Below are 16,294 nucleotides of genomic sequence, written 5' to 3'. Positions count from 1 at the left end.
AGTTTGCTCGGTTAGTATGCATTAAAGAAAATAACAAGGAAGTTTATGTTACTAAGTCAATTAAACAATCAAGAGACGCAAAAAATATTAATCGATTTACTTTTTAAAAAAGGCTATTGTTTATGTATTCCAGATACAAAACTTATTAAGTCATGCTTCGAACAGGTATCTCCAACCTGGTTACAAAAATTTTTCTTAAGTAAAAATGCGTTTGGGCTTTCAGTAATCCCGATGTTCATGCTTATTTTTGTAAAAAATAAGCATTTAACAGTGGATCAAAGTAAGCATTTACTTGAATTATTGCAGGTATTAATGTCGCAAGCAGAAATCGATACTATCGATCAAATATTCTTTGATACTAAAGTGAAGCGAGTAGCTTGGGCTTATTATATCTTAGATGAGTTATTAAAATTTACGTTAGATGATTTTGTTATATCGGATAAATATAGCAGCAGAATTATGACGATGGCGGAATGCATAGCGTTTTTTTTTGATAAGGCGAGCGTAGTGGCTATAACCAAATTAACTTTAAATACCGAAAATACCGGTTTTAATGTTATCCACAAACTCATGTATGTTATAGCTTATGAGAATTTACATCCCAACCAGGTGACTTATTTAAGCAATATTAGTAAAAAAATAATTGATAAAACGACAAATTTTGAGTTGCAAACATTAATTTTTCAGACGCAACCTAATGGCTATAGTTTCATTTGGTGTGTTTTAGGGACATGGTTGCAGCTGGTTTTTGAATGCGAAAATTTAAATCAATTTAAAGTTGGCCATTATACACAATTGATTAATTTTTTATTTGAAAAAATCGATTGTGAAAATTTACCCTCAATTTTGTTAGAAAATAAAACGAAAGGATATATAATTATTTTACGTTACCTATTTTTTAAACGATTTGAGCTGGGTACATTTCACTATGATTTAACAGAATCGTTCACTTTTTTTAAGCAATGGTGTAAAAAGATATTTTCTATACTTAACATCCAGCAAATTGAATTTATTTTAGATAATTTACCGCTATTATTAATTAATGATTTAAGTCTTTCTAATGATGATCGGCGATATTTAATACGAAATTTTTTTGCGTATTTGTTTGAGTTTTGCAAATTACAACCCCAGGAGATTGCTCTATTAAAAGATTTCCAAGAACGAATAGAAGAACGTTTTCCCTCTCGTAGTAAAATAATAAAATTCTTTCGGCAAGTAAGAGCACCTTGTCATTTTTTTAACTGCACTCATTTCCGGAATCTAATAAATAAAGAGGATGAAATTTCTCTTGATGAAAGCAGTCATCTGCTAAGTCCTTATTGTGCTAGACTAAATCCTAATTATTTGACAGTAAGTCTATAAGGGGGAATTTAATAATGCGCAAACAATATGTCATCGGCAATTGGAAGATGCATGGTAGCAAGACTTTCGTGACTGAATTGTTAAGCAACATTAAGGATTTTGTACAAAAAAATCAATCAAACGTAAACATAATTGTGTGTCCCCCTTATGTTTTCCTTGATCAAACGCAAATAATGCTAAAAAAAAGCCAGCTGCAATGGGGCGGACAAAATATGGCTGCCGAGCAAGAAGGTCCCTACACGGGTGAGATATCCACGTTGATGCTATACGAATTTGGTTGTCGATATGTTTTATTAGGTCATTCAGAACGACGTCAATTATATGGAGAAACGAATGCCCAAATCGCAAAAAAATTTAATTTAGCTATAAAATCTGGATTGACTCCTATTCTTTGTGTGGGTGAGACATTAGCGGAACGTCAAGCCAATCAAACCCACGCCATATTGCAAACCCAACTAGAAAAAATAGTGGATTATGGTAGCGATGTTTTAAAACGAGCTATTATCGCTTATGAGCCTGTTTGGGCTATTGGCACAGGATTGTCAGCCCAACCTGAGCAAGCCCAAGAAGTACACCAATTTTTACGTGAGTACATTAAATTTTTGGGCTCGGATCTTGCACAAGAATTACCTATCCTGTATGGTGGCAGCGTTAAAGTCAGCAATGCGGAAGCTTTGTTCCAGATGCCCGATATTGATGGTGGCCTGATTGGTGGAGCATCATTAGATGCGGTAGAGTTTTTGCATATTTATAGAATACTTGTTTCAATAGCAGATCGTAAAGTTTAATTATCATTATATAACTCATAAGGTTTATGTTACAGCAGTTTTTAGTTTTAATGCACGTTATTATTTCGATAGCATTGATTGCTTTGGTTTTAATACAACAAGGTAAAGGTGCCGAGTTAGGTGCAACATTTGGAAGCGCTGCTTCACAGACAGTCTTTGGCAGTCAAGGATCAGGGTCTTTTTTACTTAAATTAACCGGTTTACTGGCATTATTATTTTTTGTTACCAGTCTTAGTTTAGGTTATGTAGCGGGGCATACTAGGAAACAGGATCCCATCCAAAAATTAGCTAGTATGGCTCAACAATTGCCATCCACAATTAATAAAACTAATAATATAGCATTGACAGAAAAGAAAAATTTACCTTTAAACAAAAATTCAGGAAAATCAACTTTCGAGCATAAACAATCTTATCCCTTACCCTCTGAATTTTCTTAATATTCTTCGTTGCCGAAGTGGTGAAATTGGTAGACACGCCGTCTTGAGGGGGCGGTGGCGAAAGCTGTGCCGGTTCGAGTCCGGCCTTCGGCACCAACTACTTATATTCAACCCTTCAAGTACGAATAGATACCTTGAAGGGTTACCAAAGAATTTTTTATTTAATATCTTCTGGTAATACAGATGAATGATGAGATGAAATCAGCCATTTGTGCCCATTCCAATGATAAGTAAATGTATAACGCGAGTGAACCTTTTTTCCATCTTTTAAGGTAAAAGTATATAAACCGGTATCTATAGCTTTATTACAACCTATCTTTATGGTGCGAGAATCGATTTTTCCAACCGGATGTTTACTTAAAAAACCTTTAAAATAAGCAATCCGCTCTGTATTATTCACTCGGGGCTTATTCGATATGGTGGCCAATAATATTGCGTTTTCCATATAATTAGCATTAACTTTAATCGGGTTTCTTGTTTTGAGGGATGCGTTCCAGCGATCAAATAAAGCGGCTATTTCTTGTTCGTTAGTTTTAACACAAGCAATATGGTTAGTTGAGCTCATAGCCATAATGGTAGAGGTTGTTAATAAGCTGCTTAATAATAAAACAGTTGTAAAAATAGACTTCTTACGCATAGTAAAATCCTTAAAAAATTAAACTTAATAATAGTAGGTTAGTTATTTGATGTCTGTAATTAAATTAACTATCTCTAAGTAATTCATTAATTGCAACTTTGGCTCGGGTTCGTTCGTCAATTTGTTTGATAATAACTGCACAATTGAGATGACAATGTCCCGTTTTAGAGGGAAGGCTTCCAGCGAGCACTACCGAGCCTGCGGGGACATGACCGTAAATGATTTCATCTGTTTTGCGATTATAAATAGGCGTATTACTTCCAATAAAAACACCCATCCCAATGACACTACTTTCTTCAATCACGACACCTTCTACCACTTCAGAACGTGCGCCAATAAAACAATTATCTTCAATAATAGTTGGTTTGGCTTGTAGTGGCTCTAATACACCGCCGATTCCGGCACCGCCAGATAAATGAACATTTTTCCCAATTTGTGCGCAGGAGCCAACCGTTGCCCAGGTGTCGATCATGCTCCCTTCATCGATATAAGCGCCTATATTAACAAATGACGGCATAAGGATCGTATTTTTAGCAATATAAGCACCTTGTCGGACACACGCATTGGATACGATGCGCAAACCCTCTTGTTGAAATTGTTGTTTATCGTAATGTGCAAATTTTAATGGAATTTTATCAAAATAATGTGTATAGCCTGCATCCAGTAATTCATTCTTAGCGATTCGAAAAGATAATAAAATAGCTTCTTTTATCCAGGTATGAACTAACCATTGATGATGTTTTTTTTCAGCGACTCGCAGTTTACCTTTATCAAGTAATTCAATAACTTCTAGAACTGCTGATTTACTTGCGTTATCAATCGTTTCAGCATTAATTGCATTTATAGTTTGATAAGCTTTTTCGATAATGGTTTTTAATGGCGTCATGGGTAAGAAACTCACTTGGATTTAGATAAAATAATTACTCGTTGGCAATGATCGTTTCACTTGTTTCATTTTCTTTTTCATTAATTTTATCAGGACTTGGTTTGGAATGATAAGCCAAAGTATAGACTACCGGCAAAATAAATAAGGTGAAAAGAGTACCAAGAGTCATTCCTCCCAAAATAACCCAACCTAATTGATTGCGCGCATGACTACCGGGACCATGCGCAAGCGCCAATGGGACTGCTGCAAGTAACATGGTCGCTGTCGTCATAAAAATAGGACGTAAACGTAATGAAGCAGCTTCAATGACTGCTTCTTTTACGGAAATAGTTCGATTTTTTTGTAATTGTCTGGCGAATTCCACTATTAAAATACCATGCTTAGTAATGAGCCCAATTAAAGTAATTAAACCAATCTGCGTATAAATATTTAAACTACCATGGGTTAAATAAAGTGCTAATAAAGCGCCTGTGAGCGACAAGGGCACTGCAATAAGTATAATCAAAGGAGCACGGAAACTTTCGAATTGAGCCGCAAGGACCAGAAAAATAAATAACAAAGCAAACAAAAAGGTTTGTTCCATGTTATTTCCTGCTTGTATAAATTGACGAGTTTCTCCGGCAAAATCAATTTGTACGTTACGAGGAAGAATTTTCTGTGTCAAAGTTTTTAAATAGTTAACAGCAGCACCAATGGTATAACCTGGGGCAATATTAGCGCTAAAGGTCACAGCACGTAATTGTTGAAAATGATTGAGACTTAAGGCGGTAGAAAAATTTTCTATATGAACGAAATTAGCTAAGGGAATCAATTTGTTATTTTGTCCACGTACGCTGATGAGTTTTAACTGTTGATCAGTACGCATAAAATTTCGATATAATTGCGGAATTACTTGATAACTACGACCATTCCAGTTAACTAAACTCGCTTGTGGAGTGCCGATCAATATATTTAAACTATTAGCGATATCGCCCATCGAAATATCTGACGAATTGGCTTTGTCTCTATCAATATTAAGTTGAATTTGATTCGCATCCATTTTGAGATCCGATTGTAAACCTAAAATACGAGGGTTATTTTTGGTAATGGCTAACTGAAGTTTTTTACTGAGTTGATACAGGGTCTTATAGCTGGCGGTACTTTTAAGAACAAACATCAGAGGCGCATGACCCGTAGCACCAGGTAGAGCATGAGGATTAAATGCAAATGTTTGTAGACCAGTAACCCTAGAAAAACGCTTAAATAAAGTTTGAATAATGTCGATACTTGTTTTACTTCGTTCCTGCCAAGGTTTTAAAATTAAAAAAGAGAGTGCGTTATTGGTGATAGGCATTCCTATTAACGTAATATAAGTAGCTATCTCAGGAGTGGATTGATAGATGGCTTGAATTTTAGCCATATATTTTTCCATATAGGCTAGGTTAGCAGAGGTGGGTCCCGTTGCTGTACTTATAATAAGACCTTGATCTTCTTGTGGAGCTAATTCGCTAGGTAAGGTTTTAAATAATCCGAAACAAACAAGATAAACGACTACACCCATACCTAAAATGATATTTCGATGATTTATCGCTAAAAGTAAATATTTTTTATAAGCGGTTATTGTGATCTTAAAAAAAAGATCGATTTTTAAGCTAAAACGAGAGGCTTGCTGCTCAGGTTTTAAAAGCTTAGCACACATCATCGGTGATAAGGTTAAAGCAATGAAACCTGAAATAATGACCGCTGCAGCTAAAGTAAAAGCAAATTCACGAAATAATAAACCCGTCATATCGTTGATAAAACCAATCGGTGCATAAACGGCTGCTAAGGTTAACGTCATGGCAACGATGGCAAATCCAATTTCTTTGGTGCCAATGATGGCGGCGTTTTCCGGTGTTTTTCCTAAGTTAATATGACGATGAATATTTTCTAGCACTACAATCGCATCATCCACGACTAATCCAATTCCTAACACCCAAGCTAAAAAGGTTAATACGTTTAAGGTGTACCCTAAGGCCCACATCGCGGTACACACACCCATTAACGATAAAGGGATTGTGACCAATGGAATTAAACCTGCGCGAAAATTAGCAAGAAATAAAAAGAGGATGCAAAATACAAATAAACAGGCTTCAAAAATAGTCTTTTTAACATCATGTAAGGATGCAGCAATAAATTTTGAAGTATTCCACACTAAATGAATTTTTATATCGGCTGGAGCTGATTTTTCTAATGTAGGTAACAGTGCGATTACCACTTTGGAAACATCTAAAGGGTTAGCAGTGCTAAGAGGCACGATACCCATAATGACTGATTGTTTATTCCCATTCACATTGGCGCTGCTTTCATCGGATTCGACACCAAGAACAGCTTGACCCACATCGGACAAACGCACTAAATAGTTATTTTTTTTTTGGATAACTAAATTATTTAACTCAGCTACAGTACGTATATCCGTATTGGTATTGATATTAATGATTTGATTAGGAGTAATCAGTGATCCGGAAGCCGATTGAATATTATTTTGCTGTAACGCAGTGATAATATCACTCGCTGTTATCTGGTGAGCGGTCATTTTTATTGGATCGAGCCAGATTCGCAACGCATAATTATTATCCCCGAATATTTGTGCTTGACTGACACCAGGAATACTTTGTAGTTGCGGTTGAATAACACGTGTTAGATAATCAGTTATTGCAGGAAGACTCAACGTATCACTAGAAAATGAAATAAAAAGTGTTGGATTCGCATCCGGATCTTTGGTATTGATAACGGGATCTAAAACTGCTTTTGGCAGTTGTTTTCGTACGGAAGCAATCGAATTACTGACATTAGTCATCGCTTTAGTGAGGTCATAACCGAGTTTAAATTGTAGGGTGATTTGGCTAATACTTTCTTTGCTTGAAGAATGCATAATATCTATCCCTTCAATACCGCCTAAAGCATTTTCTAGAGGGGTAGTAACAAAACTTTCCATTAATTGGGCAGGCGCACCTGGATAAGTGGTTTGTATGTTAATGACAGAAGGAGATATAGAAGGATATAAGCGTATAGGCAAGGATAAAAATGCTTTAAAACCGACTAGCAAAATAAATAAACTTAAAACAATACTTAATATCGGTTTTCGGATAAAAAGTTCTGTGAATTGCATGGATTTATTTCTCAACTAAGACGACAGAGTTTGCTTGTACTTTAAAGCCACCCACACTAATGATCTGATCACCAGCATGAATATCACTACTTAATAAACCCATTTTTCCATCTTTGTGAAAACAGATATTGACACATGTTTTAACTGCTTTATGATTAATGACGCGATATATAAAGCTACCTTTTTCATCCGTATTAACGGCGGTTTCTGGGACGATAAATAATGTTTGTGGTTTGCCGATTTCTATTTGGATATCGACGAAAGCACCTGGAAGTAGTTTTTGTTCGGCATTTTTAAGACTTGCACGGACCGCTATACTGCGTGTGTCGTTATCGATGTGTGAATCTAACGCATAAATACTACCCACAAATGTTTTATCTGGATAAGCACTGGCGTGAATCAATACCTTACTGCCAATAGCGATTTTGTTAGCTTCTGTTCCCGGTAAATTGAAATCTACCCATAAGGGATTAATGGCTTCCAAATCGACAATAGGTTTTGTAGGATCAATCATGTCACCCAAATTGATTTGACGCAGACCTAATCGACCACTGAACGGTGCACGTATTAATGTTTGATTAAGAAGGGCTTGAGTTTGCGCTTGTTTAGCGAGATTGATTTGGTAACTTGCCGAAACTTTATCAAAATCTGCTTGTGCAAATACCTTTTTTTTAAAAAGTGTTAAACCACGTTCATAATCCGCTTTACTTAATTTGGTTGCTGCCTTGGCGCCATCTAACTGGGCTTTTAAAATATCCGGATTAAGCTGTAGTAAGGGAGTACCCACTTTAACATTTTCACCGGAACGGAAATAAATGGCAGTAATCCGACCAGTTGTTTCTGCTTTAATGACGGTGCCTTGACTGGCGGATAGGCTTCCGACAGCTTGAGTCTTTTTCTGCCACGCTTCTAAGCGTGCAGGTATCGCCTCAACTAATAACGGGGGTGTCTGGCCAACCGCTTTTTTATTATAAGAAACGACACTCACCGTACTGGCGACAATTAAAATACACAGAAGAATAGCGTAAATGAAGCGCATATTATTATCTTTATTTTGTGACGCTTTTATTTCAGTCAATACTGAGGACTAAGGACTATATAGGCCAAATAGTTTGAAATCAACTAAACTACTTTGTAAGTGCTTAATAGAGAGTAGAGAGCTACTATTAAAGACTAGATAATGCCTTGTTCTTCGCTGCGCTTGGTTAATACTTCATACCCCGTGTGGGTAACGAGTAGTGTGTGCTCCCATTGCGCCGACAAACTATGATCTTTAGTAACCACTGTCCATTGGTCAGGCATGAGTTTAATAAACTGCTTACCCGCATTGATCATCGGTTCGATAGTGAAAGTCATGCCAGGGATTAATTGAATGCCGGTACCGGCTTGACCATAGTGTAGCACTTGCAGATCTTCATGAAAGAGTCGTCCAATGCCATGACCACAATATTCACGTACCACAGAAAATCCTTCTGATTCGGCAAAGTGTTGTATGCAGGCACCAATGTCACCCAGATAAGTGCCAGGTTTGACCAAGCGTATGGACTTATATAAACTTTCTTGCGTTATTCTTGATAAACGCTGCGCTAATATCGAAGGTTTACCGACAAAAAACATTTTACTTGTATCACCATGGTAACCGTCTTTAATAACAGTGACATCAATATTAATCATATCACCGTTTTTTAGTACTCGATCGCTAGGAATGCCATGACAAACTTGATGATTGATAGAGGTACAAATTGATTTTGGAAAACCACGATAATTTAAGGGAGCAGGAATCGCCAGCTGATTATTGACTATATAATCGTGGCAGATTTTATCGAGTTGATTGGTTGTAACGCCCACTTTCACATACGCAGCAATCATTTCTAAAACTTCTGCCGCTAATCGACCCGCAATACGCATTTTATCGATTTCTAGTGGAGTTTTTATAATAATAGGTGACATATTATTTGGTTAAGATTTGCATATACTCTTCGCCCTTGAATTTTTGTCTGGTTGCCACTCAATTCGCAATCCTCATGTATGTCTAATACACTCCGGTTGCTTCATTCTCGCGGCGCCTTGCCAAAAATACCATTGCTGTGAGTATAAATTAATTGATTTTACCATGGCAATGTTTATATTTTTTTCCAGAGTCGCAAGGGCAAGGATCATTGCGTCCGGTTTTATTAGTATTTCGCGTACTAAGTGTGGAAGCAGTTTCATTAGTTAACGAAGTCTCATCGGCTGCTAGTAAATCTTGATGTTGAAAATCGAGTAATTGTGGCATTTGTTGGCGTCGTTGTTCCTCTAAGCGTTCGGCATCTTCAGGTGTTCTTATTTGCAGACAGCTCAGTAAACTAATGATTTGATATTTTAACTGTTCTAAAAGTTCAGCAAATAACAAAAAGGATTCGCGCTTGTATTCCTGTTTTGGATTTTTTTGGGCATAGCCACGCAGATGTATTCCTTGGCGTAAATGATCCATAGCTGCGAGATGATCTTTCCACAAAGTATCGAGTGTTTGTAGCATTAAGGTTTTTTCAACTTGACGTAGTGTCGGAGAACCAAATAAATTTTCTTTTTCAGCGTAAGCGTTTTGAGCGGCGAGTAATATTTTTTCGCGGAGATTTTCTTCTAAACAATTCGGATCTTCTAACCAAGTGTCTATGGGTAAATCTAGACAAAAATCTTGTTTCAACTGATTTTTTAAGTTGGATATATTCCATTGCTCTTCTAAACTTTGCGGAGGAATAGAGTGTTCAATAGCGCTATAGATAACATCAGTCCATAAATTATTAATGACAGGTGAAATATCTTCTGTAGCCAATAACTCGTTACGTTGTTCATAAATTACTTTACGTTGTTCGTTAGCCACGTTATCAAATTCTAATAATTGTTTACGTACATCAAAATTACGACCTTCAACTTTACGTTGTGCATTTTCTATAGCACGTGTTATCCAGCGATGTTCAATGGCTTCGCCCGGTTGCATGCCAATCTTTTGCATAATCATGGCAACTCGATCCGATGCAAAAATCCGCATTAAATTATCTTGTAAGGATAAATAAAAACGTGAAGAGCCTGGATCACCTTGTCTTCCCGAACGACCTCGTAATTGATTATCGATACGACGGGATTCATGTCGTTCGCTACCAATGATATGTAAACCACCTGCGGCAATTACTTCATCATGTTTTTTTTGCCAGTTGAGTTTATGCTGTGTAATTTCTTTGGCAGAGCTACCACTCGGTAAGGCAGCGAGTTCAGCTTTTAAATTACCACCTAAGACGATATCTGTTCCTCGGCCAGCCATATTGGTGGCAATGGTTACTGTGCCAGGACGACCGGCTTCAGCAATAATTTGTGCTTCTTTTTCGTGAAACTTGGCATTCAGTACTTGATGCGGAATGTTTTCTTTTTGCAGAAGTTGCGATAAATATTCTGATGTTTCTATCGATGCAGTCCCGACTAATACCGGTTGTTTACGTGCCTGACAGGCTTTAATATCATCGATAATGGCATTAAATTTTTCGTCTTTAGTCAGGAAAATTTGATCGGCTAAATCTTGGCGAGAAACCGGTAAGTGCGTGGGAATCACGACAACTTCTAAATTATAAATTTGTTGGAATTCATAGGCTTCAGTATCGGCTGTACCGGTCATTCCCGCTAATTTATGATACAGGCGAAAGTAGTTCTGAAATGTAATTGAAGCTAACGTTTGATTTTCGTTTTGAATGTTTGCTTTTTCTTTGGCTTCAACCGCTTGGTGTAAACCATCAGACCAGCGTCGACCCGACATTAAACGGCCAGTATGTTCATCGACAATGATCACTTGATTATTTTGAACGATATAATCGATGTCACGTTGGAATAAATAATGTGCACGTAGTGCCGCATAAACATGATGCATCAGGCCAATATTAGTGAGATGATATAAATTTTCACCGGGGTTTAATAAACCTTGTTTTACTAATAACTCTTCTAATTTTTGATGTCCTTCTTCTGTTAAATAGGCTTGTTTCGCTTTTTCATCGAGATAAAAATCGCCAGGGCCGTCTTCTTCTTTTCTTAAAACGAGTTTAGGTATAATTTGATTGATTTTGATATAAAGTTCAGAACTTTCTTCACTGGCTCCTGAAATAATTAATGGAGTGCGTGCTTCATCGATTAAGATAGAATCCACTTCATCGACAATGGCAAAGTTTAAAATGCGTTGTGATTTCTCTGCCAAAGAAAAAGCCATATTATCGCGTAGGTAATCAAAACCAAATTCGTTATTGGTACCATAGGTAATATCAGCCGCGTAAGCAGCTTGACGCTCAGGAAGAGGAAGATCGGATACGATAACCCCCGTACTTAACCCTAGAAAATTATAGACTGGTCTCATCCATTCCGCGTCGCGTTTGGCTAAATAGTCGTTGACAGTAACGATGTGCACGCCTAAACCACTTAACGCATTCAGATAAGCAGGTAGAGTTGCGACTAAGGTTTTACCTTCGCCGGTACGCATTTCAGCAATTTTTCCGCTATGTAAAACCATACCACCAATTAATTGTACGTCGAAATGACGCAAACCTAACACCCGAGTACTCGTTTCACGCACGACAGCAAATGCTTCTATTAGCAATTCATCTAAAGAACAACCATCTTTTAAACGCGCTTTAAATTCGAAAGTTTTAGCTTGCAGTTGCGTATCGGATAAGCTTTGCATGCTGGGTTCTAGCGCATTTATCGCAATCACAGTTTTTTCAAATTGTTTGAGTAGTCGTTGATTACGGCTAGGAATAAATTTACTTAAAAGCGTAGAAATCATAAATATAAAAAAGTCTCAGTGTGACTCAACAAAAGCCCAGAAAGTGTGCTCACTCTACTAAAAAGTAAGTGATAGTGCTAGTCGTTGTTCAATAGCGGACAAGATAGTGGCGGCATCTAAATCTACTTGTGCAAGTAATGTATTAGGGTCACCGTGCTCAATAAATCGATCAGGTAGCCCTAAGATTAATACATCACAAGGAATACCTTGTTGATGTAAAAACTCACTCACTGCTGACCCGGCACCCCCTACCTTAACATTTTCTTCTAAGCTGACCAATAAACCATGTGTTTTTGCTAGATTACGCAACAATTTTTCGTCTAAAGGTTTGACAAAGCGCATATTGACGACAGTGGCACCCAATGATTCTCCGACAGTGAGAGCGGGGCGCAACATAGAACCAAAGGCCAGCAAGGCTATCGATAGTCCTTTGTGGCAGATTTCAGCTTTACCAATAGGAATACACGACATGTCTTGTTTAACTAAAGTCCCTATCCCTGCACCGCGCGGATAGCGTACCGCACAAGGTGTTGTTAGCTGAAACCCAGTATAGAGCATTTGCCTTAATTCATTTTCATTACTCGGTGTCATGATCGTTAGATTGGGAATACAACGTAGATAGGATAGATCAAAGCAGCCATGGTGAGTAGCGCCGTCTCCACCGACAATTCCGGCTCTATCTAAAGCAAACAATACCGGTAGATTTTGTAGTGCAACATCATGTATCAGTTGATCATAAGCACGTTGCAAAAAGGTAGAATAAATGGCAACAACAGGTTTTTGACCTGCGCAGGCTAGGCCTGCTGCAAAAGTGACCGCATGTTGTTCGGCGATGCCGACGTCAAAGTAGCGATCCGGATAACGTTCTGAAAATTCAATCAGATCAGAGCCTTCACGCATTGCGGGCGTAATCGCGATCAAGCGATCATCGATGGCGGCCATATCACAAATCCAACGTCCGAAAATATTGGCGTAGGTTAAAGGTTTGGGTTTATATGCGTTAGTGGGTAATGGCGTTAAAAACGTAGGATTGACGGCGTGATAAGCAATAGGGTTTTGTTCTGCAGCAGCATAACCTTTGCCTTTGGTCGTAATGATATGAACCAGTTGAGGACCAGATAATTGACGTAAATTACTTAAAGTATTGAGTAATAAAGGTAAGTCATGCCCATCAATCGGCCCAATATAATTAAAACCTAATTCTTCAAACAAAGTACCCGGGACTAACATTCCTTTGACGTGCTCTTCGGTGCGTTTAGCGAGTTTACGTACACTCGGAATAGACTCCAAAATTCTTTTGCTACCTTCTCTAACGCTAGAATAAAGTTTACTTGATAATATTCGTGCAAAATAATTAGATAAGGCGCCTACATTGTTGGAGATCGACATGTCATTATCATTCAGTACCACTAAAAGATCTGCATGGATATCGCCTGCGTGATTTAAGGCTTCAAAAGCCATACCCGCAGTCATCGCCCCATCTCCTATGACGGCAATTGTTTTTTGAGCGGTTCTATTTTTTTTTGTTGCGACACTAAATCCTAATGCGGCGCTAATCGAGGTACTGGAATGACCGACACCAAAACTATCAAATGAACTCTCTTCACGCGAAGGAAAAGGAGCTAAACCATGAGTTTTCCGAATTGTACATAACTGTTCGCGGCGACCGGTGAGTATTTTATGTGGATAAGCTTGATGACCGACATCCCAAACGATATGATCGTAGGGCGTATTAAATACATAATGCAAAGCGATCGTTAATTCCACGGTTCCTAAGTTAGCAGCAAAGTGACCTCCGCATTGATCAAGCGTTTGAATGAGAAATGATCTGAGCTCCGTTGCTAATTGTGGTAATTGTGTAGGTGTCAATTTACGCAACTGTGCGGGAGAGTTAATCTGTTCTAATAGACTCTTCGTACTTGAGTTTTTAGCTGTGTTGTCGTTCAACTCGTAATCCTCAAGGTTGTTGGATACACTCCGGTTGTTTCACAACGCGGTCCATTCCCAAAATCCCAATTGCTGTGAGATATTAAAGAGCCTATGCTATTTTTAAGGTCCATGTAGGTTATGTTTATAAGATATAAAATTATCCTGATGTTTGATTGGCGTTATTGATGTTTTGTACTTGCTGTATGAGTTGTGATCGCCCTTGATTATTGAGCTCTAATACTAAGACTGACATAGTAGCGAGTAAACGCTCTAAAGTCATCCGTGTTTGATAGCTTTCCGCTAAATTTTCTGCTAATAGTTCGACTTGTTGGCGCTGCAAGGTAGCCGGATTTTCTTGGATCAAATCATTTTTATACCAATTTTTATCAAGAATTCGGCGCGTTGCCATAAAGTTTTCTAATTTTAGCAAACTAACGGGAGCTTGAGTTTGATTACTTAATGCGACTAATGCAGGCCTAACTGCAGGATCAGCTCTGCTAGGATCTATCGGTTGCCTTTCTGTATAGAGTTGATAAAGATTACTCATCGCGACACCTTGTATGGCTAAATAGCTGCGCAAGCTCGCGATATAGTCTCGTATGGGTTTTTCATTTAGTTTAATTCTTAGGTTATTTGCTTTATCTCCATTTAGATTAGCAACCAGTTGGTTAAGGTTGATAGTATTGATAGGCGTTAGAGAAGAATTTAAGGCGTTAATAACATTTTGAGCTTCTATGGCTTCGGTACCATTATAACTAATAGGTTGTAGCAGGCTATTGATATCTATCGATTGTAAAGGATTTTTTTCTACACTAGGATTGGTTTTTGTATTCGGGTTCCAAGTAAAAGCGACGATATTATTACTTTTATCGCTTAAGTTAGCAAATTGCGTTAGTACTTGCTGTGTCAATAAACTAACTAAAGGTGAACTGGGATATAACAAATAAGCAGCTTGGGCATTGTTAATCGCAATGGTTAAGTCATCACCTATCGGTGCAGTGTTCATCGTGTTGGCTTTGATGGCGATTTGTCCATAACCTGCGACAAGCTTATCAACACTACTATTATTACTGGAAGTATCGGCATGGCTAGAAAGACTAAAAAAGCTTAAGCTAGCTAAGCTAATACTTAAAATACTATTTTTTAACATTTTTATTTTTGATGAGTGAGACATAACAACATCCTCATGGAGTTTGAAAGTAAAGCGTCTTAGAAATTAGCATGGGGTCGCACTTGGTTTATATTAGAGTTGGGTTGTGAATGGGCAAAAATATTCGGAGGAGCAGGAGTAGTTGCATTAGCAGAAACCTTGGGCGTTGTAGGCCCAGGAATAGGTGCATTCGCATAAGGGTTTATTTTAGCGTTTTTTTCCCAAATATTAGGAGGTTGTTTTGCCCAGGGATTAGGTTGCAACCAAGGATTTTTATCCGATGAATGCGTTGAGTTTGCAGGGGTATTATCAGGGATAAAAGCTTTATCGTTATTTGAACGGGGTGTCGGTTTTGCTGTAGGAGATACCGTTTGATTTTGTTGAGTCACATTTTCTGGATCGGCATTGGCTTTTAAGGCATTCAGAACGGCTTGTGAGGCATTAGTTTCAGACTGTTTGATTTCATCTCGATAGGTTTGCAAAGGATCGCTTTTTGTTGATTTAGAATAGGCATGTGCTAGACCGATGAAGGAGTAGCTGAGAAAAATTATAGCGCATCTAGATAGCCAAGCTTTTAACATAATTATTCACCTTCTAGTGCTTTTAAAACGAAATCCAAACGTTCTTGTGAAAAAACTCTAGCCAATAGCCGTAAGCGTTCAAAACTAATATTTCTACGTAAAAATAAACCCGCTTCATCTTGTGGGCCATTACTGATTTCTTCGGCGTGCATGAGCAGTTTAGCAGCAGAACCCGGATGTGACGTGTCTAAAGCTTGGAGGAGGTGCAAGGTGCGAGACATACCTAAATGATTACCTAAGCGGATAAACAAAGCTTGTTGGGAGAGTTTATCGAGATCGACTTTATCGATATCATTAAGTTCTTTACCCAGCTCTAGAATGCCTGCTTCAAGCGCGTCATCACCATCTTTAGTCCAAGACTCTACGCTTTCCATGAAACAAAGAACTCGATAGATCAAGGGATCTTGATAGTGTTTCCAATAGAGGTGTGAACCTTTGTGAGTGAGATCGGGCATAAATAGTATCTTTTTTATTGGTCTACTTTAATAAGTATAAAGCCGAAAAGGAATCTTGATTATCCAACTTAATGCAAGCTAAATCAAATTCTAAAAAAAAATCAACTGGATTTACTAAGCTAATTTTTTATCGTAGGT

The 16,294-nt window shown here is 37.8% G+C and carries 13 protein-coding genes and 1 tRNA gene; 4 read left to right on the top strand and 10 right to left on the bottom strand.

Annotation, left to right across the window (positions count from 1 at the left end; all coding sequences use genetic code 11):
- The first annotated feature begins 45 nt into the window (after window positions 1-45).
- The 4 genes from ACICP9_RS05010 (at window position 46) to ACICP9_RS04995 (ending at window position 2,683) form a co-directional block, all read left to right on the top strand.
- Window positions 46-1,362, top strand: coding sequence for a hypothetical protein (locus ACICP9_RS05010; RefSeq protein WP_395497261.1), 1,317 nt, complete (start codon window positions 46-48; stop codon window positions 1,360-1,362).
- Between the two features lie 14 nt (window positions 1,363-1,376).
- Window positions 1,377-2,150: a triose-phosphate isomerase gene (gene tpiA, locus ACICP9_RS05005; protein WP_395497259.1), complete on the top strand. Its 774-nt coding sequence runs from the start codon at window positions 1,377-1,379 to the stop codon at window positions 2,148-2,150.
- A 26-nt stretch (window positions 2,151-2,176) separates the two neighbouring features.
- On the top strand, window positions 2,177-2,587 hold the full coding sequence (gene secG, locus ACICP9_RS05000; protein ID WP_071662608.1) for a preprotein translocase subunit SecG: 411 nt from the start codon (window positions 2,177-2,179) through the stop codon (window positions 2,585-2,587).
- 11 nt (window positions 2,588-2,598) lie between these two features.
- Window positions 2,599-2,683, top strand: a tRNA-Leu gene (locus tag ACICP9_RS04995).
- 61 nt (window positions 2,684-2,744) lie between these two features.
- Here ACICP9_RS04995 and ACICP9_RS04990 read toward each other — a convergent pair.
- The 10 genes from ACICP9_RS04990 to icmW all read right to left on the bottom strand — a co-directional run bounded on the left by ACICP9_RS04990 (window position 2,745) and on the right by icmW (window position 16,156).
- Complete coding sequence (locus ACICP9_RS04990) at window positions 2,745-3,224, bottom strand: DUF4440 domain-containing protein (protein WP_071662607.1); 480 nt, start codon at window positions 3,222-3,224, stop codon at window positions 2,745-2,747.
- A 64-nt stretch (window positions 3,225-3,288) separates the two neighbouring features.
- Complete coding sequence (gene dapD / locus ACICP9_RS04985; protein WP_395497256.1) at window positions 3,289-4,110, bottom strand: 2,3,4,5-tetrahydropyridine-2,6-dicarboxylate N-succinyltransferase; 822 nt, start codon at window positions 4,108-4,110, stop codon at window positions 3,289-3,291.
- Between the two features lie 34 nt (window positions 4,111-4,144).
- A complete protein-coding gene (locus ACICP9_RS04980; RefSeq protein ID WP_395497254.1) occupies window positions 4,145-7,240 on the bottom strand; it encodes an efflux RND transporter permease subunit in 3,096 nt (1,031 codons plus the stop codon).
- 4 nt (window positions 7,241-7,244) lie between these two features.
- Window positions 7,245-8,279, bottom strand: a complete 1,035-nt coding sequence (locus ACICP9_RS04975) for an efflux RND transporter periplasmic adaptor subunit (RefSeq protein WP_395497252.1) — start codon at window positions 8,277-8,279, stop codon at window positions 7,245-7,247.
- Window positions 8,280-8,413: 134 nt separating this feature from the next.
- The gene (map, locus tag ACICP9_RS04970; protein WP_395497250.1) at window positions 8,414-9,190 is read right to left on the bottom strand and encodes a type I methionyl aminopeptidase; all 777 of its coding nucleotides are present in this window, start codon (window positions 9,188-9,190) and stop codon (window positions 8,414-8,416) included.
- Window positions 9,191-9,338: 148 nt separating this feature from the next.
- Window positions 9,339-12,041, bottom strand: coding sequence for a preprotein translocase subunit SecA (secA, locus tag ACICP9_RS04965; protein WP_395497248.1), 2,703 nt, complete (start codon window positions 12,039-12,041; stop codon window positions 9,339-9,341).
- 57 nt (window positions 12,042-12,098) lie between these two features.
- On the bottom strand, window positions 12,099-13,988 hold the full coding sequence (gene dxs / locus ACICP9_RS04960) for a 1-deoxy-D-xylulose-5-phosphate synthase (protein WP_395497246.1): 1,890 nt from the start codon (window positions 13,986-13,988) through the stop codon (window positions 12,099-12,101).
- Between the two features lie 139 nt (window positions 13,989-14,127).
- Window positions 14,128-15,144 (bottom strand): hypothetical protein, encoded by a 1,017-nt coding sequence (locus ACICP9_RS04955; protein ID WP_395497244.1) that lies wholly within the window; start codon window positions 15,142-15,144, stop codon window positions 14,128-14,130.
- Between the two features lie 35 nt (window positions 15,145-15,179).
- A complete protein-coding gene (locus tag ACICP9_RS04950) occupies window positions 15,180-15,701 on the bottom strand; it encodes a hypothetical protein (protein WP_395497242.1) in 522 nt (173 codons plus the stop codon).
- A gap of 2 nt (window positions 15,702-15,703) precedes the next feature.
- Window positions 15,704-16,156 (bottom strand): type IVB secretion system protein IcmW, encoded by a 453-nt coding sequence (gene icmW / locus ACICP9_RS04945; RefSeq protein ID WP_395497240.1) that lies wholly within the window; start codon window positions 16,154-16,156, stop codon window positions 15,704-15,706.
- Window positions 16,157-16,294 lie beyond the last annotated feature (138 nt).

The sequence above is a fragment of the Rickettsiella endosymbiont of Litargus connexus genome, from assembly GCF_964277335.1.
Lineage (GTDB): Bacteria > Pseudomonadota > Gammaproteobacteria > Diplorickettsiales > Diplorickettsiaceae > Aquirickettsiella > Aquirickettsiella isopodorum.
Note: the sequence above shows the minus strand (reverse complement) of the source record. Positions and strands in the feature narration are given on the sequence as shown.